The sequence below is a fragment of the Candidatus Pelagibacter sp. Uisw_090 genome (genome assembly GCF_047717845.1).
Taxonomy (GTDB): Bacteria; Pseudomonadota; Alphaproteobacteria; order Pelagibacterales; family Pelagibacteraceae; genus Pelagibacter.
The window spans coordinates 381,691-400,991 of the sequence record NZ_CP159810.1; the positions used below are offsets into that span (position 1 = coordinate 381,691).

Below are 19,301 nucleotides of genomic sequence, written 5' to 3' on the forward strand. Positions count from 1 at the left end.
TTTAAAACAGACCTTCAATTTCACCATCTTTATTCAATTTAATTGAGTCTGCTGCCGGAACTCTTGGTAGTCCAGGCATAGTCATAACAGCACCACAAATAACAACAATAAACTCTGCTCCTGAAGAGAGTTTAATTTCTCTAATTGGCAAAGAATGTCCTGTTGGTGCACCTTTTAGACTTGGGTCTGTTGAAAAGCTGTATTGAGTTTTTGCAATACAAATTGGGAAATCTCCGTAACCAGATTCTTCAAAGCTTTTTAATTGATCTCTAATTTTAGTATCAGCAATAACCTCATCTGCTCTATAAATTTCTTTTGCAATTGTTTCTATTTTTTTAAATAGAGGAATTTTGTTTTCATATAAGAATTTGAATTTGTCCTCATTTTTCTCACATAATTCAGCAACATGGCTTGCAAGTTCTTTTGTACCTTCACCACCGTTTGCCCAATGAGTACAGAGACTTGCTTTAACACCAATAGTGTCACAAAATTCTATCAAAGCTTTTACTTCATTATCTGTATCTTTAATAAAATGATTAACAGCTACTGCAACTGGTAAACCAAATTTTTTGACATTTTCCACGTGTCTTTGAAGATTAACTAAACCTTTTTTTAAGGCTTCCACATTTTCTGTTTTAAGGGCATCTTTTGCTACACCACCATGCATTTTTAAAGCCCTAATAGTTGCAACAATTACAACACAGCTAGGTTTTAAATCTGACTTTCTGCATTTAATATCAAGAAATTTTTCCGCACCAAGGTCTGCACCAAATCCTGCTTCTGTAACAACGTAATCAGCAAGTTTTAGTCCAGTCTTTGTAGCAATTACAGAATTACAACCATGTGCAATATTAGCAAAAGGACCACCATGAATAATTGCAGGATTGTTTTCTAAAGTTTGAGTAACATTAGGTCTAATTGCATCCTTTAATAATACAGTCATCGGACCTTGTGCTTTTAAGTCCTTAGCATAAACAGGTTTTTTATCTCTAGTATAGGCAATTGTAATATTTCCAATTCTTTTTTCTAAATCTTCTAAATCATTTGATAAGCAAAAGATTGCCATGATTTCAGATGCAACAGTTATATCAAAACCATCTTCTCTTGGAAAACCATTTGCAACTCCACCTAAGTTTATATTTATAGATCTTAAAGAACGATCGTTCATATCCATCACTCTTTTCCAAACAATTCTTCTAACATCTATGTCTAACTTATTTCCCCAATAGATATGATTATCGATTAATGCTGACAATAAATTATGAGCTGATGTTATTGCGTGAAAATCTCCGGTAAAATGTAAATTAATTTGTTCCATTGGAACTACCTGAGCATAACCACCACCAGCTGCTCCACCTTTCATTCCAAAAGAAGGCCCAAGGCTTGGTTCTCTTAAACAAACAATCGATTTTTTTCCAATTTTATTTAATCCGTCATTTAAACCAACTGAAGTTGTAGTTTTACCCTCACCAGCTGGAGTAGGAGTGATCGCTGTAACTAGTATAAGTTTTCCATTTGGTTTATCTTTTAGTGTGTCTAAATATTCTAAATTAATCTTTGCAATGTGTCTGCCCATTGGACTAAAAGCTGAGCTTTCATCTGGTACATTTATCTTGGCTAAAATATCATTTATAGGTTGCATTTTAGCTTCTCTAGCTATTTGAATGTCTGACTTAACTTCGCTCATTTGAAACTCCTATAAGATTTATTTTTTAATGCTCAATTGATATCCTATTTTAATTTTTTGGAAACTTCTAAAAAATATATATAAAAAAAATAAGAACTATTTATATTCGTTTGTATAAAATTATCTTATGCAAAAATATTCTATATTTAATTTGATCAAAAATGCTTTCTCTGGTCATCAAAAATGGGACCTAGCCTGGAAAGATGCTACTCCAAAAAAAGAATACGACGTTGTTATTATTGGTGGTGGAGGCCATGGCCTAGCTACTGCATATTATCTTGCAAAAGAACATAATATTACGAATGTAGCTATCATTGAAAAAGGATGGCTTGGTGGTGGAAATATGGGAAGAAATACTACAATCATAAGATCAAATTATATGCACGATGATAATGCATTATTTAGTGAGTTTGGAATGGATCTTTGGAGAAAGATGAGTCAGGACTTAAATTACAATGTAATGTTTTCTCCAAGAGGAATAATTAACCTTGCACACTCAGACGCTCAAATGAATATTTTTGCAAGAAGAGGAAACTCAATGCGCTTAAATGGTATTGATGCAGTTTTATTAAATAGAGAAGAGGTAAAAGAAATTATTCCAATGGCAGATTTTTCAGACAATGTAAGATTTCCTATATTTGGTGGATTAATGCAACCAAGTGCTGGGACAGCAAGACATGATGCTGTGGCTTGGGGTTATGCACGTCAAGCTGACTCAATGGGAGTAGATATAATTCAAAATTGTGAAGTAACTGGATTTGATGTTTCTGGTGGAAAAATAAATGGTGTCAGAACTTCTAGAGGAGACATAAAAGTTAAAAAAATTGGTTTATGTGTTGCAGGAAGTACCAATATTTTGGCTGAAAAACTAAATATGACAATACCAGTAGAAACTCATCTTTTACAAGCATGTGTTACAGAGCCTGTAAAACCTGTATTAGATAGTGTGGTTACTTTTGGAGCAGGACATTTTTATATTAGTCAATCTGATAAAGGTGAAATGGTAATGGGAGGAGATCTGGATGGATATAATAGTTATGCCCAAAGAGGAAATTTACCAACACTCCAGCATGTACTAACAGAGGGAATTGCAATGATGCCATTTCTAAGTAAATTAAAAATGCTTAGAACTTGGGGTGGGATTATGGATATGTCTATGGATGGTTCACCCATAATAGATAAAACTCATATCGAAGGATTATATTTAAATTGTGGATGGTGTTATGGTGGGTTTAAAGCAACTCCAGCTTCAGGCTGGACATTTGCACATACAATTGCTCAAGATAGAGTTCATAAATTAAATGAAGGTTATAGCTTAAGTAGATTTAATACAGGTCACTTACTAGATGAAAAAGGACTTGGAACCAAAACATGGATCTCATAAATGCTGCATATTAAATGCCCTCATTGTGGAATGAGATCTCAAAATGAATTTTCATATGGTGGTGATGCAACTGTTAAAAGACCAGAACTTAATAAGGAAGTTTCAGATATAGATTGGGATAACTTTGTCTATAATAGAAAAAGCTTAAGAGGAAAACACAAAGAGTTATGGCAACATATATCAGGATGTAGACAGTGGATCAAAGTGGAAAGAGACACCGCAACTCACGAAATATTTAAAACAGTTAAAGCTAACGAAGACATTTAATATGACTCAAAATTATAGATTGGATAATATTGGATTAATAAATAGAGATAAAAAAATCTCATTTAAATTTAATGGAGTAACTTACTTTGGTTATGAGGGTGACACCTTAGCATCAGCATTACTTGCTAATGGAGTTCATTTAATAGGAAGAAGCTTTAAATATCATAGACCTAGAGGCTTTTTTGGTGCAGGGGTGGATGAACCATACGCAATTGTTCAACTATACAGAAATAATGAAACTGAGCCGAATGTAAAAACTACAGAACAAGAACTCTTTGAAGGTTTGGAAGCAACAAGTGTTAATTGTTGGCCAAGTGTAAATTTTGATATTGGAGCAATTAATAATTTCTTAAAGATATTTCTTCCAGCAGGATTTTATTACAAAACGTTTATGTGGCCAAAAAGTTTTTGGTACAAAGTTTATGAACCATTTATAAGAAAAGCAGCAGGACTTGGAGTTGCATCAACTAAACATGATAAAGAAAGGTACGAACACAAATATGAGTATTGTGATTTACTAATTGCAGGTTCAGGACCTTCTGGTTTAGCAAGCGCATATGCTGCTGCTAAAAATGGTGCAAGAGTAATCTTAGCAGAAGACAAACCTAGATTTGGTGGAACTTTATTAACGAGTGAAGTTAATATTGGAAATCAAACAGGAAAAGAATGGGCAGAAAATATTATTTCTGAACTTAAAGAAATGCCCAATGTTATTGTTAAGAATAGATCTCAAGTATTTGGTTACTACGATCATAATATGTTAGTGATGACAGAAAAATTAAGTGATCACCTACCTAAAACTAAAAAATATAATCCAAAACAAAGACTTTGGTATATTAGAGCTAAAGAAGTTTTAATCTCATCAGGATCAATTGAAAGACCTTTAGTATTTGGAAACAATGACACACCAGGTGTGATGTTATCTTCTGCAGCGAAGGAATATTTAAAAGTCTATGGAGTTTTAGTTGGTAAAAAACCTTTAATATTTACAAATAATGATAGTGGATATGAAACGGCTATAGAATTTAAAAAAAATGGTGTTGATCCAATTATTTTAGATACTAGAAAAGAACCTAAGTCAGAAATCATAGATGAAGCAAAAAAATTAGATATTCAAATTAAATTCTCTTACGTAGTTGTTGCAGCTAAAGGTTATAAAAAAGTTAAATCTGCTGAAGTTGCCAAAATTTCAGATGATAAAAATGAATTAGGAACTTTAGAAACTATTAATTGTGATTGTATTTGTGTTTCAGGCTTTTGGACCCCAACAATACACTTAGCGTCTCAATCAGGAAATAAAACCACCTTTAATAAAGATATAGATGCATTTGTGCCAGGACTATCAAAACAAAATGAAACAACTTTAGGTGCAGCAAATGGAACTTTTACGTTAGAAGAAACTTTAAAAAATTCATTTGAAAGTGGATATGAACTTTCAAAAAAAATAACCAATAATGACAATAAAATATCATCGCCAATAGTTATGGAAAAAAAATCAACTACTCACGATAAATTTTGGTGTGTACCTTTGCCTAAAGGAAAAACATATAAAAGATTTTTAGATTTCCAAAATGATGTAGCAGTTTCTGATATAGAAATTGCACTAAAAGAAGGTTATCGATCTATTGAACATGTAAAAAGATACACGACACTTGGAATGGCCACTGACCAAGGAAAAACAAGTAATCTCAATGGTTTGCAACTAGTATCCAACATAGAAAACAAAATAGTACCAGAAGTAGGTCACACAACTTTTAGACCTCCTTATACGCCAATTACTATTGGTGCGATTGTTGGAAGAGAAATTGGCAAACATTCTAAACCAACAAGAAAATCACCTATGCACACTTGGCATGAAAAAAATAATGCAGTGTTTGTAGATGCAGGCGTCTGGTTAAGACCAAGATATTACAAAATTGGAGAAGAAACTTTATTTGAAGGTTCAAAAAGAGAAGCTAAAAACGTTAGAACAAATGTAGGAGTTTGTGACGTAACTACTTTGGGTAAAATTGATATTAAAGGACCTGATGCTGCAGAACTACTAAATCGTGTTTACACTAATGCTTGGTTAAAATTGCCAATTGGTAAAGCAAGATATGGTGTAATGCTAAGAGAAGATGGAATTGTTATGGATGACGGAACAACAACAAGAATTTCTGAAAATCATTATCATATGACAACAACAACAGCTCAAGCAGCAAATGTTTTATCTCATCTAGAATATTATTTACAACTTGTATGGCCAGAGCTAAATGTAAATGTAGTATCAACTACAGAGCAATGGGCTGGTGCAGCAATCGCAGGACCAAAATCTAGAGATCTATTGCAAAAGCTATTTCCAAATATTGATGCTTCTAACGACGGTTTACCTTTTATGGGATATCTTGAAGCTGATTTATTTGGAGTACATGCACGAATTTTTAGAATTTCATTTTCAGGAGAACTTGCTTATGAGGTTAATGTCGAATCTGACAATGGAAACTTTATGTGGGAAAAAATAATGGAAGTAGGACAAGAATTTAAAATCCAACCCTATGGAACTGAAGCATTATCAACTCTAAGAATTGAAATGGGTCACATAGCAGGATCAGAACTAGATGGCAGAACCATTCCATATGATAATTCTTTAGAAGGATTGGTTAGTAAAAAGAAAGACTTTATAGGAAAACGTTCTTTAGATAGAGAAGCATTCATAGCAGAAGATAGACAAAAAGTAGTAGGTGTTGTTCCAATTGATAAGAAAACAAGTATCCCTGAAGGATCTCATTTGGTTAAAGATGCAATGGCTCCAATACCAAATCCTAAATTAGGATATATCTCTGCATCATGTTGGAGTGTTGAATATGATAACCCATTTTCATTAGCAATACTTAAGGATGGAAAAAATATGATAGGACAAAAACTATTTGCAATGTCACCTCTAAAAAACAAAACAATACCTGTAGAGATAGTTTCATCACACTACGTAGATCCAAAGGGTGAAAGGGTAAGATCATGAGCTCAATTTCTGCTTTAAATGCCATCCATAACAAAGGACTATTTGGTGACCATGAGGGAAAAAATGATGATGAGCTGCTAAAAGTGAGTGAACTAAAAGATTTTTTAATCATTCAAATAGTCAAATATAAGAGCTCCTTAACAGCCATTCAAAATATTAAGATAGATAATCTGAGCTTAAAAAATGAAACTCTAAATATAAACTGTAACACTAATACAAGAATTTTATGGAATGGCCCAAATACCTGGCTTTTAGTTTCTTCAAAAAAAGAAATTTTAAAAGAAATTAATGAAAAACTAGTAGAGGCAGATTTTGCTATAACAAATATATCTCATAGTAGAACAATAATTCAAATAGAGGGAAAAAATACAAAAGAGATATTAAAAAAAGGATGCCCCTTTAATTTTAATGAATTGAAAAAAGATACTTGTCTAAATTCAACTTACAACGGAATGTCGGTCACAATTGATATGTTAGATGATAATCCAGATAAAGTTAGAATATTCACTCTAAGAAGTTTTGGAGAATTTTTTTATCATTCTATTACCGATGCTTGCTTAGAGTTTGGGTATAAAGGAGTTTAAAATTTATTACTTTCTAGTTGCAATATAAACACCAAGAGTTGCCACAGCAAAACCAATTAGATCTAGATTATTTAATTTTTCATTTAAAAATAACCAAGCCATTATTGCTGTAGTTGGTGGTATTAAAAAAAATATAGAAACAGTTTTACTTGCAGAGTTATTTTTAATTAAATACATTAAGATTGTGAATGCTCCAAAAGATACAAGAAATATCTGATGACTCATTGCTATCAGAAATGTAGGTGTAAAATTAATAAAAGGTTCACTAAAAATAAAAACAACCAGTATATGAAAAAAACAACCACCCATTGCTTGATACATATTGCTAACTGATAAAGGTAAATTATTACTTATCTTTTTTTGCCACAAGGTAGAAGTTGTAATAGCTAACAGAGCTATAAAAGAAGCTATCACTCCAAAAAAAGGAAGGCTTGATCCAACATCAAAACCTAAAACTAAAGCGGCACCTATAAATCCAAGGATTACTCCAATCCATTGTCCGAAAGTAACTTTTTCATTTAAAAATTTTCCCGCTAAAGCATTAGTTAAGATTGGTTGTAAGGTTACAATTAATGCTGCAATTCCTGTTGGCATTCCAATTGAAACAGAGTAAAAAACACCTCCCAAATAAACGCCATGAAAAAGCACACCACTAAAAAGTGATTGCAGAAGGTTCTTTGTATTGGTTAAAATTTTTTGTTTTGCATAAATTGAAAAAATAAAAAAACCAAAAGCTACAACAAAAAATCTAAAGGCTAATGCAGCAAAAGGATCACTATTATCTATTATAGGTTTTGTTGTAACAAATGCTGAAGACCACAAAATTATAAAGATGAATGGAAAAATTTTAACCATAGTGAGCTTATAAGTTATATTTTACATCAATATTAGACATTAATATCCAAAATGAACACTTTCGCCCTTGAGTTGTGTTTTAAAATACTTAGAGTTAAGAAGGGTTATAATGATTTTAAAAAAAATAATTATTGGATTATTTGTTTTTTGCTTTCTTAATGGATGCATACAAAGCACAGCTCTTTTAGGGCCAGCATACACATTTGCAAATACTGGAAATATCTATCAAGCTAGTCTCTCTTATGGATCCAGTAAGGCTGTAAAGAAAATAACTGGTAAAACTCCCACTGAGAATATCAAGAGTTTAATAGACAATAAAGAAACTATAATTGAAGAAGATGAAAATTATGATGAGTTCTATGCATTAGTTAAACGTAGAATAGAAAAAACAAATAAAGTTTTAAATCTATCTAATCAGTAATATTTAAAATAAGTTGCTCTGATTGACTTGTTTCCTTGCACCAAAGCTCATAACTCTCACACATACGCCATAAAAATTGATGTGCCCTCTTAGAGGCCTCAATTAAAGTATTGTCTTTTGTCTCATAAAGAGCGGGTATCTTTATTAATTGTTTTATGGTGACATCTTTCTGAATATTTAAAAGTTTAATTGTTTCTTCAGGTATTTTTTTTCCAGTTTCTTGGTCTAGATAATTATTTTTTTTAAGTTCTGAAAACCATTCTTCGTGAAGTGTTCCATTGCTTAATTTTTTGAACTCTTCAGTTTCCATGAATTTATTAATAGCCTCTCTTGCCTCAATGTCTAAATTTTTTTTTTTAATAATTGAAACATAAGAATATATGATTTCAGCCATATAGATGACATATGGTTTTTTAGTTTTAGAAAGCATTTTTATTTTCCATATCTTGTCATTGAAGAATTAGCTAATATTAAATTTGGGTCTAAATATAATTCTGATATTTTTACATTTTTTAATGACTTAAATGCAAAAATTGCAATAGGCAATTCAGTACAGCCTAATATGATTTTTTTACAATTATTTTTAATCAAATAATTGATTGCTAGTTTAATAGATTTTTCTGCTAATTTTATATTTCCCATCTTGACATGTTTAATAGTTTTATTAACAGATTTGATTTGTAAATTATGCGGTGGTTTAATTAATTTATATTTACTTTTGAATAATTTTTCATAAATTTCTGTTTTTAAAGTACCTTCTGTAGCTAGTAGGCCAATTTTTGTATTCTTCTTACAAATTTTTTTTGTATGTAAAAAAACTTCTCTAGGCATATTTATGATTGGAATTTTAATTTTTTTTTTTAAATCTTCATACCAATAATGAGCAGTATTGCAGGGTATGACAATAAATTTGCAGCCACTTTTCTCTAGTGATCTACAACCTTCAAGTAAGCTTTTTAAAACCTTGTTATATCTGGTGATATTTTTAGAACTTCGTGGAAGTATTGAGAATGCTCTAGTTTGAACACCTATTGATTCTGGTCTACCTGGTATATTAGATTTATTATAAAGCATGAAAAGAGGATATTCTTGATCAATCTTTCCTCTATTTAGCATGGCTAGTTTGTTGCAAAAATCAAGTCCTGCTTGGGTTCCCATTCCACCTAAAATTCCAATCATAAATATTAAGTACTTTTTAATTTTGTTTAAAGTTTGTTTAAAATTTTTGTCACAATGGTTGGTTAATACCTCTCATAAAAACTAATATTAAGCAACCATCTTTAGTGTGGGATGAGTGAGCTGAACCAGGTTCAAATGTTACAAAATCACCCTTTTTAAAAATTCTATTATCAGGATCAGTTAGCTCTCCTTCCAGCATTAAAAATTCTTCAAACCCAGTGTGCATATGAGGTAAACTTTTTGCATTTGGGTCCATTTTTAGAAGATATGTACCTTGCCCCCCATTTTTTTTATCATAACTAATTTTGTGCCAATACATACCTTTCACTGGAGAGCCATAATTATCAAATGGAACAAACTCAACATCGTATAGATTAGTTATTTTTCTTTTAATCATAATTGATATATTCAATGATTATTAATAAATAATGAATATGCAAGATATATTTGCTGAAGATACTGGTAACGGAACTCCATTAGTATTAGTTCATGGTTTTTTAGGCTCATCAGATATGTGGAGCCCTCAAATAGAATTTTTTAAAGATAATTTTAGAGTTATTGCCCCAGCACTCCCTGGTTTTGGTTTCAGTAATACTGTCAACTCGTGTGATTCAATTGAATGTATGGCTAAAACAATACTAAATTTATTAGAAAAAAAGGAAATAAAAAAATTTAATTTACTAGGTCATTCAATGGGCGGAATGATTGTCCAAGAAATAGCAAAATTAGTAGGAGAAAAAATTTTAAAATTAATCTGTTATGGCACTGGCCCAAGAGGAAATATACCAGGTAGATTTGAAACTATTGATCAGTCTAGAGAAAAGTTAAAAAATAATGGACTGAAAGATACTGCATATAGAATAGCAAAAACTTGGTTTGTAGAAGAAGAAAAAGCAAAACACTTTTATCTTTGTGAGGAAGCTGGAAAACAAACTTCTGTAGAAGCTGCTGACAATGGATTGATTGCTATGAAAAATTGGAACGGAATTGAAAGTTTGAAAAATATTAAAAATGAAACATTGATAATTTGGGGTGATCAAGACAGAGCTTATAATTTTAATCAAGTGGAAACTTTGAATAATAATATTCCTAATAGTGATTTAAAGGTAATTAAAGGCTGCTCTCACAATGTCCATTTAGAGAAACCTGAGGAATTTAATACAGTAGTAGAAGAATTTCTTATAAAAAATTGAGTGGTATTGGCTGAAATATTTAGCTAAATAATTAAAAAATAATTTAATTAAAAATCGCAGCCAATAAAAAGTGTGAATATTATGCAGTTTTTAAGTTTACTGCTGAAGGACCTTTTGGACCATCTTCAACATCAAAAGTCAAAGCTTGACCTTCGTCTAAACCATTCATGCCAGCATCTCTTACTGCTGAAACGTGAACGAATACATCTTTTTCTTTGTCTTCTCTTTCAATAAAACCAAAACCTTTAGTTGGATTGAACCATTTTACTTTTCCTTGTAGACTCATATTTATCTTCTTACTTATTGTTGTGTTACTTTTATTACTTATAATTAAGTAATTCACGCTTTGTTTAGATTTATTGTGGTTTTGTCAACTAAATTTAAAAGATTAAATAATTAAAGACTTATTTGTTGCTAATTAGCATAGTCATATAGATAGAATTGATATCTTTTTTGTAGTGAGAGAAGGGTTCACAGGGCTCAAAACCACACTTATTAAATAATTTTCTAGCAGTTAAAAAGAAGTCACCTGCACCAGTTTCTAAACTTAATTTTTTGATATTAAGCTTTTTTGCCTCGTTAATTAAATGATTTATGACTTTAGTGCCATTTCCTTTACCTCTAAAGCTGTCACTAACCCTTATTGATTTGAATTCACCATGTTCTTTATCTAGGAATTTTAATGCACCGCTACCCATTAAGTCACTTTCTTCCCATAAGCTCCAAAATTTAATAGATGGGTCTTTTAATCCAGCTATATCAAGTACGTGAGCACTACCTTCGGGTGATACAGATCTTAACTCAATGAAATGATTGATAAGAAACTCATGAACTTCTGGATTATCAAAATTTCCTTCGATTGATTTTAACATTTGAGTAATATCTATTTAAGAAGGGTTGTTAGGTGTCCCATTTTTCTTTTTTGTTTAACTTCTTTCTTAAGATAATCAAAGAAAAATTCATTTTCATTGTGTTCTTTATTTCTGTAATTAGTAATTTGGTCACCAATTATATTTGTCATCATTGCATTTGATACTTTTTTAAGAGGTATCTGTTCTAGCTTACAAACAGCTCTTACATGATTTTCAAATTGACTTACATTATATGCATTAATTGTTAAGTGCCCTGAGTTATGAACTCTTGGTGCAATTTCATTTACATAAAGGTTATCATTTCTATCAATGAAAAACTCAACACACAAAGTTCCAACATATTTTAATTCTTCAGAAATCTGAGTTGCCCATAGCTTTGATTGTTCTAATATTTTATCACTAATCTCAGCTGGAATTTTAGAATTCTTTAAAATCTGATCTTCATGTACATTTTCAATGGGTTCATAAATTTCATATTTTTGATCATTAAATCTTGTAATAATTATTGAGATTTCTTTTTTAAGTTTGACAAGCTTTTCTAAAATATAACTTTTTGAATAATCTACATTAATTGAATCTAAATTTTCTAAACTACTAATGGGGTGTTGCCCTTTGCCATCATATCCTAGAGTTGTAGTTTTAAGTATACCAGGAAGTAAATCTTCAACTGATTCCATATCAGATTTTTTTTCAATAGATACATACCGGGTAGTTCTTATATTTAAATTATTTATAAAATCTTTTTCTGCTAGTCTATGTTGAATTATTCTATTTACAGAAGGTTTCGGTAAAACAGGTTTTATCTTATTAATTTCATTTAATGTTTCATATGGAATATTTTCAAATTCATAGCTTACAACATCAACTTTATTCAAAAACTCGTTAATCTTATTTTGATCATTATATTCACCATGTACAAAATCATTAGAAAAGTTTTGTGCTGGTGCATCAATATCGTCACAAAAAATAACTGTTTTAATCTCTAGTTTATTTGCAGCAATAGCAAGCATGCTACCTAACTGACCTCCGCCTATAATTCCAAGAATTGGTTTAGACATATTTTAAAACTATTTTGGTTTTTTTTTAACAGATTTGCTTTGACTTAAACGAAATTGATTTAATTTTTTTTTGACAGTTAAATCACTAAGACCAATAATAGATGCAGCTAATAAAGCAGCGTTAATTGCGCCATCTTCTCCAATTGCTAATGTTCCAACAGGTATTCCTTTTGGCATTTGTGCAATGGATAAAAGGCTATCAAGACCTTTTAGCTTTTTACTCTCAATTGGAACTCCTAGTACCGGTAGAGATGTAAGGGCTGAAATCATTCCTGGTAAATGTGCAGATCCACCAGCCCCAGCAATAATTACCGCGATTCCATCCTTTTCTGCATTAATAGCAAATTCATACATCCTCTTAGGGGTTCTATGAGCTGATATTATTTTTGTTTCAAATTTTATATTTAATTTTTTAAGAATATTTTGACAAAATATCATGGTTTTATAGTCAGATTGACTACCCATAATAATTGATACTTTTTTTAATTTATTTTTAGCCATTTGTTGTAATTTTATTCTAACGTAAATTGTTATTTCAAATTAAGCCTAAAATTTCAATAAAATTAATAGAATTTATCTATCTTATTGATATTCTTTAAAACAAAGAAGATCACAATGAATTTTAAAATTGATAATTTACAATATTGTAACTGGTCTAGAGAAATTTTTCAGATCAATAAACAAGCAGGACTGGATGCAATCCACGTAACCATTGTTTATCATGAAGATTTCGATGAGCTAAAAACAGTATTAAAAAACTGGGAAAATCACTTTTCAGAAAATTCTGACTTAATTTTTCATGGCAAAAGTTTTAAAGATATTGAAAAAGCTAAATCTGAAAATAAAACTGCAGTTTTTTTTGGGTTTCAAAATTGCTCACCTATAGAAGATGATATTGGATTAGTTGAAAAAGTTTACGATTTAGGATGCAGGTTTATGCAACTTACTTATAACAATCAGTCATTACTAGCGACAGGATGTTATGAGGCAATAGATAGTGGAGTTACTAATTTTGGTAGAGAAGTAATTAAAGAAATGAACAGACTAGGACTTGTAATAGATATGTCTCATTCAGCAGAAAAAAGTACAATTGATGCAATTGAGATAAGTGAAAAACCAATTGCAATAACTCACGCAAACCCATCATTTTGGCATCCAGCTAAGAGAAATAAATCAAATGAATTATTAAAAATTTTATCCAAACATAAAGGAATGTTGGGTCTATCTTTATATCCTCATCATTTAAAAGATGGAACAGATTGTCCTTTAGAAAGCTTTTGTGAAATGACAGCTAAGACAGCTGAGATTATGGGGGTTGAAAAAATTGGAATAGGTTCAGATCTTTGTTTAAACCAACCAGATACTATTGTTGAGTGGATGAGAAATGGTACTTGGACTAAAAGCAAAAATTATGGAGAAGGATCAAAAAATAAACCTGGTTTTCCAAAACAACCAGATTGGTTTTTAGATGCAAGAGGATTTGAAAACTTAGAAGCAGGACTTAAAAAAGTTGGTTTTTCAGAAAATGAAGTTAATGGAATTCTTGGAAACAACTGGTACAATTTTTACAAAGAAATGAACCAATGAATATCTCCTTAAGAGACCCCAATGTAGTAATGAAATTATCAAGACTAGGGTCTTTTCATCAATCTAAACTTTCATTTTTAAGAAGTTTTTTAAAAGAGTTTAAGGATTGGGATTACAAAAGAGATTTATTTGAATTAAACCAACATGGTTATGGCACTGCGGTGTATTCATTTAAGAAAAAAAATAGAGTTTATTCATTAATTTGTTTTGCAAATGAATTAGATGAAAATGAAAGATCAGACAGGGTTATAGCTACTAAATGGGATGCAGCCTTTACGCTTTTTGATGGTGTACCAAAAAAACAAGATATTGAAAGATTAAAAAACGAAGTACCAAAACAAGAGTTTGGCAGACTTTCTTATAAAGAGTTAACCCTTTCAAGAGCTAATAAATCAGTTAGAGTTTTCAATCATGTGGTTGAATGCTTAAGCGAAGGTAGGCAGCCTGATAATGATTTAATAACTAGCGTTGGTTATTTATATAGAACAACTGCAGTTTATGGGTCAGGTAAATTTGGTTTAGCAGATAGGTTTAGAATTAAAGACCGAGAAGAAATATATGGGCCTTTTAGATTGGAAATGATGTTGGTTTATTTAGTTAGGCAATTTACTTTTGATCAAGTTAATCACGTTGCAAAAAGTAAGAACCCAAAAAAAGCTGTAAAACTTGATATAAATATTTGTAAAAGTTTAGGAATAGGAAATTCTACGGGGCTAGGAATGGCTCCATTTATTGTTAACCATCCAACTCTTTTAAATAATTGGATTTCAGCAAGAGAGATTTCTTTAAAAAAGATAAGAGAGATAAAAACAATATCAGAGAAAGATAAAAACTTATTTTTAGAATGTTTAAAAAAATCAATAAAGAATATCACTTCTTGGAATACAGAAAGTGAATATCAAATAAATAAAATTAAATCTTTATTAAAAGATCTTAATGAATTTATTGTTTACCTAGATAATGATTTTAATTTTGAGCAAGATTATGCTTTTAATGAACTGTATCTGTATTTAGAAAAAGAATATTGTGAAGAATGTATTGAATATGTCGTCTCAATGATGATGGAACCTTATGATGATATTACTTCACCTTTAATTAAAGAAATGAGTTCTGAAGAAGAAAAATATTTTAATATTCCAACTGAAAGAACGGTAGAAGAGTTAAAGCTGATTTTAGAAAAAAAATATCCAGATATCTTAACGATAGATTTTTCTAAAGATGAAAATAATTTAAATTTTTGGTTTATTTCAAAAAATAAAGAAGAGCCAAGACTAGCAAATAGATTTGATGAAGTGGGAGCTGAGTTAGAGCAACCTCTAGCAATTGCAAGAGACATTAAAAAACTTTATGAATTGTTATCAGTTACTAAAAATAGCTGGACCATTGCTAAATTTTTATCAACTAATAATGAATTAAGACACGTTGTTAGAAGAGCATTTATAGTAGAGAAATTTCCATATTCTGAAATACAAGACAATACTATTGGCCAAAAAATAATGCCTATTGATATGCTGAGATTAAAGTTATCATTTTTTGGAGCATTAAAATTTGATCCACGTTCTGATAAATGGTTAAGAATATGTATGTTTCAAGGAGCACCCTTACCAGAACAATTAAAAAACTATGATGAACATTGGGTTTATAATTAATCAACATGAGATCATTAAGTGAAATAGATACAGTTTCTAAAAGATCGAGCAAGGCTGCTGGATATTCATGGGGGATTGCAGAAGAGATTGGAAAAAATATAAGATTACTTGAGATTTTTAGCTTACCTGGAATTAAAAACTTAAATAGTTTTTTTAAGAAAAAAAAAGAATTAAGGTTAGAGAATATCAGCATCATAAAGCAAGACAATGAGGCTAATAAAGATGAATATTGTCCAATAATTGCAGGGGTAAATTTTTTAGATCAGATTAAAACTTTAGAAACTTTAAATGAGATAACGTTTAAAAAAGTCTCATATCCATTACTTTTCTTACCATTTGTAAGTAGGGCTGCTGAGGTGATCGGTAAAAGAATATTCTTAAAAATGGACAATAGGGAGTTTTTATTAAACTTTAATAACAATATTTATTCTAATTACATTAAAAACGAAATCATCGAGTCTGCTGAAAATATTTACTTAAAGGTTTTAGAAAATAGAGACTCGTTGAAGAGAAAGAATGGAATGAGCTCTATAAGCTTTCAGAAGAAACGTTTGTTGAAGAAAATGAAAGCCTAAAACAAGGTGGAGCAGGCGCTGGCCTTACTGACAATGACTAAAGACTTTGATGATCAAACTAATGATGAAGAAGTTCTACAATTAGATGATTTCTGTGAAGAGTGTAAAAAAGAAGACCTGAGTGTTTCTCAAAATTTAATTTTAACAGGATTTAAAACCTGTAATTCTTGTAAACTTTCAAAAACTATATTTCCGATTTAACTGATATTGCTTATAGGTAGAGCATTCATTTTGCTCATTACAAAAGATATTGAAAGAAAAGCAATTATTAAAAAAGCTAAAAAGACTATTCCAAATGATTTAAAATTAGATTTTAGATTTAAAACTTGTTTTGTTGAAATGATTAATCCTGCAAATATCCAGAACTGAGTTAAAAATATAATTGGGATCATTAAATCTGGTGTTACAGCAAAAAATCTTAAAAGCCCTGGTGCATGAGCAAACCCTACAGCTGTTAAAACTTTTTTAAATGGAACTTTAGTTTCTTTATCTGGAAATAATTTTACACCAATAACATAAATAAATAGTCCCCATACAAACCAGGTAAGAATGGCAGTTAAGCCAGACATTGCAACTGCAGTTTTAATAACAGTATTCGCAGCAACAGCTCCAGCTAAGCCGTCTAGTATCATTATAAGGCCTGCAAAATATATTGCAGCCTCACCAAAGTTCTTATTATCTTTGTAAAGAGTTTTATCTAATTTAATAGACCGAACAATTATATTTAAAAATTGACCAAACATTATTTATTTTTCTTATTATTTTTTTGAGCTTTGTAAGAAACAAATAGTGGAAAGAGTATTAAAGCAATTACTATTATTATGCAAATTAGGATTAGAAATGATTTTGTCATTATTAATGGGGGAGAATTAACCTCCCCCAAATAATTAATTTAACCTTTAACGACTTCTCTTGTGTTTGCGTTATAAGATTCTGTAAATGGCATATCTACTACCACAGCATCAACAGGTGTTCCTGGTGTGTCTGAATATTTAGCAGGTAAGTGAACTTTGTATTTAGTTCCAGCTTTTCCTTTAGGGAAACCATTAGCATTTAACGTTCCATCAAATGGTACATATCCCATTGCTATATTTTGACCTTTTTCAGGGTGATACCAAGGTGATGTGATAAATCCTACAGGATCTCCACCATTCTCAGGTGACACTAACCAAAAGTCAGGAGCATATTCTTCAATTGGTTTTCCACCCAACTCAAGACCTACTAACTGAAGTTTGTAAGGTTTTTGACCAGCCTTAAGATCTGCACCCATTTTCTCTAATGCAGCTTTTCCAACATAGTCAGCTTTTTTATCCCACTCACCTTTACCAGATAGTGAAACTTGATAACCAAGGTTACACTGGAAAGGATTATGTTGTTGATCCATATCTTGTCCCCAAGAAAGAATTCCAGCTTGAATCCTTCTATGGTGAGCAGGAGCGATAACCATTAGGCTATGTTTTTTACCTGCAGCAAGAACAGCATTCCACATATCATCAGCATATTTAGTTGCTTCTCTTAAGTAGATTTCATATCCAGCTTCACCTGAGAAACCAGATTGTGAAATCACACAACTTCTGCCGCCAACTTTAACTTCAGCTAAACCGTAGAAAGGCATATTGTCAAAATCAACTTGATCTCCACAAAGGTCTTTCATTAAAGCTTTTGATTTAGGACCTTGAATTTGCACAGGGCAAACGTCAATTTCTTCAATTGTACAATCAAATCTTCCATCAGCGTTCACACCTTGAAGATACATTCCAATATCAGAGTCTGATAGTGAGAACCAAAATTCATCTTTTGAAATTCTAAGAAGAATAGGATCATTTAAAACTCCACCATAAGCATTACATAGAATTACATATCTTGCTCTCATGGGTGAGATTTTAGTTGCATCTCTAGTTATAACGTAGTCAGTAAACTTTTCTGCATCAGGACCTTTAACTCTAATTTGTCTTTCAACAGCAACGTTCCACATTGTAACGTGATTTTTAATTGCTTCATACTCAACCATAGCTCCACCATCTTCAGGTTTTACATAACCTCTTGGGTGATAAATACGATTGTAAACAGTTGCTCTCCAACAACCAGCTTCCATTGATAGATGCCAGTATGGAGATTTTCTTACTCTTGTTGAAATTAACATTTCAACTTTTGTAGGCCCACTCTGTCTTAAGTTATATGGTACTTCACGATCTGATTGATCAACTGAAGTCACATGATTTAGTTTAGTATAGTCAAATTCATTAGACATAACCGTTCTCCTTCAACCACTTGTTAGTTTCCTTCAAGCCGCCGAATGTATAAATGTGGAAGTTGCCAGTAAACTCTTTCACTTTCCCAATTAATTCATTAGGGTCTTTAGGTTTCAATAAATCTAATGCCTTACTAAAATTAGACTTAAGAAAATTTATAGAATTTTTCGCCCCGACAATATTAGCAAATTTAATCAAGCTAGTTATTTTCATTGGCCCAGTAATTCCTACATGCACTGGTACTGACTGCTTAGAAATGAAATCTACGATAGGTTGACTGTCCAGTAACCATTGAGTTACTATATAGTCGGCGTAAGGTTTTTTATCTATCATAGCCTTTTCTAATTCTTTATCAGAAATATCCTGACTTCCCTCTGGATGTCCTGCTATTCCTATTTTAATTCCATCAAAAAACCCTGTTTCTAAAATTTGAATTGAACTATCAAATTTTCCAACTGGTTCTCTGCTTCCTCCAATAACTAAAGCTTGTTTAACACCCACATCTTTACATCTTGCAATGTAATCTTTAAGCTGAGTATCATCCGTAATTGATCTTGCTGGAAAATGTGGAACTGGATTAAATCCTTTTTTAACTAATTCAGCTGACTGGTTAGCAGTCTCTTTATAATCTCCTCCTGGAAGCATGGTTACATAAACATCCTTAACTAGAGGCAATGTATCAAGATCTGTTTGAGGTCCAACCTCAAGTGAAAAATTCATTTTTCCCGATGATTATCTTT

22 protein-coding genes are annotated in these 19,301 nt (G+C 31.1%); 10 read left to right on the forward strand and 12 right to left on the reverse strand.

Features of this window, described 5'->3' with window-relative positions; all coding sequences use genetic code 11:
• Window position 1 precedes the first annotated feature (1 nt).
• Window positions 2–1,687, reverse strand: a complete 1,686-nt coding sequence (locus ABXT58_RS01995; RefSeq protein WP_415304365.1) for a formate--tetrahydrofolate ligase — start codon at window positions 1,685–1,687, stop codon at window positions 2–4.
• 127 nt (window positions 1,688–1,814) lie between these two features.
• Here ABXT58_RS01995 and ABXT58_RS02000 point away from each other — a divergent pair, with 127 nt between their 5' ends.
• From ABXT58_RS02000 to ABXT58_RS02015, 4 genes are read left to right on the forward strand one after another with little or no spacing between them, the layout of a single operon-like run.
• On the forward strand, window positions 1,815–3,071 hold the full coding sequence (locus tag ABXT58_RS02000) for a sarcosine oxidase subunit beta family protein (RefSeq protein ID WP_415304366.1): 1,257 nt from the start codon (window positions 1,815–1,817) through the stop codon (window positions 3,069–3,071).
• Window positions 3,072–3,338, forward strand: coding sequence for a sarcosine oxidase subunit delta (locus ABXT58_RS02005; RefSeq protein ID WP_415304367.1), 267 nt, complete (start codon window positions 3,072–3,074; stop codon window positions 3,336–3,338).
• A gap of 1 nt (window position 3,339) precedes the next feature.
• Window positions 3,340–6,336, forward strand: coding sequence for a sarcosine oxidase subunit alpha family protein (locus ABXT58_RS02010; RefSeq protein WP_415304368.1), 2,997 nt, complete (start codon window positions 3,340–3,342; stop codon window positions 6,334–6,336).
• Window positions 6,333–6,920: a sarcosine oxidase subunit gamma family protein gene (locus tag ABXT58_RS02015; RefSeq protein ID WP_415304369.1), complete on the forward strand. Its 588-nt coding sequence runs from the start codon at window positions 6,333–6,335 to the stop codon at window positions 6,918–6,920. Before ABXT58_RS02010 ends, ABXT58_RS02015 begins: the two co-directional genes overlap by 4 nt.
• Before the next feature lie 6 nt (window positions 6,921–6,926).
• Here ABXT58_RS02015 and ABXT58_RS02020 read toward each other — a convergent pair whose 3' ends face one another.
• Window positions 6,927–7,775 (reverse strand): DMT family transporter, encoded by an 849-nt coding sequence (locus ABXT58_RS02020; protein ID WP_415304370.1) that lies wholly within the window; start codon window positions 7,773–7,775, stop codon window positions 6,927–6,929.
• Window positions 7,776–7,884: 109 nt separating this feature from the next.
• Here ABXT58_RS02020 and ABXT58_RS02025 point away from each other — a divergent pair, with 109 nt between their 5' ends.
• Window positions 7,885–8,196 (forward strand): hypothetical protein, encoded by a 312-nt coding sequence (locus ABXT58_RS02025; RefSeq protein ID WP_415304371.1) that lies wholly within the window; start codon window positions 7,885–7,887, stop codon window positions 8,194–8,196.
• Here ABXT58_RS02025 and ABXT58_RS02030 read toward each other — a convergent pair.
• The 3 genes from ABXT58_RS02030 to ABXT58_RS02040 are packed head-to-tail and all read right to left on the reverse strand — an operon-like array spanning window position 8,186 to window position 9,772.
• On the reverse strand, window positions 8,186–8,626 hold the full coding sequence (locus tag ABXT58_RS02030; protein ID WP_415304372.1) for a hypothetical protein: 441 nt from the start codon (window positions 8,624–8,626) through the stop codon (window positions 8,186–8,188). The genes ABXT58_RS02025 and ABXT58_RS02030 overlap by 11 nt on opposite strands.
• 2 nt (window positions 8,627–8,628) lie before the next feature.
• The gene (locus ABXT58_RS02035; protein ID WP_415304373.1) at window positions 8,629–9,375 is read right to left on the reverse strand and encodes an aspartate/glutamate racemase family protein; all 747 of its coding nucleotides are present in this window, start codon (window positions 9,373–9,375) and stop codon (window positions 8,629–8,631) included.
• A gap of 49 nt (window positions 9,376–9,424) precedes the next feature.
• Window positions 9,425–9,772, reverse strand: a complete 348-nt coding sequence (locus ABXT58_RS02040; RefSeq protein WP_415304374.1) for a cupin domain-containing protein — start codon at window positions 9,770–9,772, stop codon at window positions 9,425–9,427.
• Between the two features lie 31 nt (window positions 9,773–9,803).
• Between ABXT58_RS02040 and ABXT58_RS02045 the strand changes: the two genes are divergently transcribed.
• On the forward strand, window positions 9,804–10,568 hold the full coding sequence (locus tag ABXT58_RS02045; protein WP_415304375.1) for an alpha/beta fold hydrolase: 765 nt from the start codon (window positions 9,804–9,806) through the stop codon (window positions 10,566–10,568).
• Window positions 10,569–10,647: 79 nt separating this feature from the next.
• Here the strand turns inward: ABXT58_RS02045 and ABXT58_RS02050 are convergent, their stop codons facing one another.
• The 4 genes from ABXT58_RS02050 to purE all read right to left on the reverse strand — a co-directional run bounded on the left by ABXT58_RS02050 (window position 10,648) and on the right by purE (window position 12,999).
• Window positions 10,648–10,854 (reverse strand): cold-shock protein, encoded by a 207-nt coding sequence (locus ABXT58_RS02050; protein ID WP_008545539.1) that lies wholly within the window; start codon window positions 10,852–10,854, stop codon window positions 10,648–10,650.
• A gap of 118 nt (window positions 10,855–10,972) precedes the next feature.
• Window positions 10,973–11,440, reverse strand: a complete 468-nt coding sequence (locus ABXT58_RS02055; protein ID WP_415304376.1) for a GNAT family N-acetyltransferase — start codon at window positions 11,438–11,440, stop codon at window positions 10,973–10,975.
• Window positions 11,441–11,451: 11 nt separating this feature from the next.
• Window positions 11,452–12,498, reverse strand: coding sequence for a 5-(carboxyamino)imidazole ribonucleotide synthase (locus ABXT58_RS02060; RefSeq protein ID WP_415304377.1), 1,047 nt, complete (start codon window positions 12,496–12,498; stop codon window positions 11,452–11,454).
• 9 nt (window positions 12,499–12,507) lie between these two features.
• Window positions 12,508–12,999: a 5-(carboxyamino)imidazole ribonucleotide mutase gene (gene purE, locus ABXT58_RS02065; protein WP_415304378.1), complete on the reverse strand. Its 492-nt coding sequence runs from the start codon at window positions 12,997–12,999 to the stop codon at window positions 12,508–12,510.
• Between the two features lie 114 nt (window positions 13,000–13,113).
• Here purE and ABXT58_RS02070 point away from each other — a divergent pair, with 114 nt between their 5' ends.
• From ABXT58_RS02070 to ABXT58_RS02085, 4 genes are read left to right on the forward strand one after another with little or no spacing between them, the layout of a single operon-like run.
• Window positions 13,114–14,085 carry a membrane dipeptidase gene (locus ABXT58_RS02070; RefSeq protein ID WP_415304379.1) on the forward strand — a complete coding sequence of 324 codons (972 nt, stop codon included), beginning with the start codon at window positions 13,114–13,116 and terminating at the stop codon, window positions 14,083–14,085.
• Complete coding sequence (locus ABXT58_RS02075) at window positions 14,082–15,734, forward strand: hypothetical protein (protein WP_415304380.1); 1,653 nt, start codon at window positions 14,082–14,084, stop codon at window positions 15,732–15,734. The genes ABXT58_RS02070 and ABXT58_RS02075 overlap by 4 nt, the downstream gene beginning before the upstream one ends.
• 5 nt (window positions 15,735–15,739) lie before the next feature.
• Window positions 15,740–16,309: a DUF3726 domain-containing protein gene (locus tag ABXT58_RS02080; RefSeq protein ID WP_415304381.1), complete on the forward strand. Its 570-nt coding sequence runs from the start codon at window positions 15,740–15,742 to the stop codon at window positions 16,307–16,309.
• 33 nt (window positions 16,310–16,342) lie between these two features.
• Window positions 16,343–16,510 carry a hypothetical protein gene (locus ABXT58_RS02085; RefSeq protein WP_415304382.1) on the forward strand — a complete coding sequence of 56 codons (168 nt, stop codon included), beginning with the start codon at window positions 16,343–16,345 and terminating at the stop codon, window positions 16,508–16,510.
• On the opposite strand, the gene ABXT58_RS02090 is transcribed toward ABXT58_RS02085, so the two are convergent.
• The 3 genes from ABXT58_RS02090 to ABXT58_RS02100 form a co-directional block, all read right to left on the reverse strand.
• Window positions 16,507–17,052 (reverse strand): hypothetical protein, encoded by a 546-nt coding sequence (locus tag ABXT58_RS02090; protein WP_168607360.1) that lies wholly within the window; start codon window positions 17,050–17,052, stop codon window positions 16,507–16,509. The genes ABXT58_RS02085 and ABXT58_RS02090 overlap by 4 nt on opposite strands.
• 149 nt (window positions 17,053–17,201) lie before the next feature.
• Window positions 17,202–18,560 (reverse strand): glycine cleavage T C-terminal barrel domain-containing protein, encoded by a 1,359-nt coding sequence (locus ABXT58_RS02095; protein WP_415304383.1) that lies wholly within the window; start codon window positions 18,558–18,560, stop codon window positions 17,202–17,204.
• Complete coding sequence (locus ABXT58_RS02100) at window positions 18,553–19,281, reverse strand: methylenetetrahydrofolate reductase (RefSeq protein WP_415304384.1); 729 nt, start codon at window positions 19,279–19,281, stop codon at window positions 18,553–18,555. The genes ABXT58_RS02095 and ABXT58_RS02100 overlap by 8 nt, the downstream gene beginning before the upstream one ends.
• Window positions 19,282–19,301: the final 20 nt, after the last annotated feature.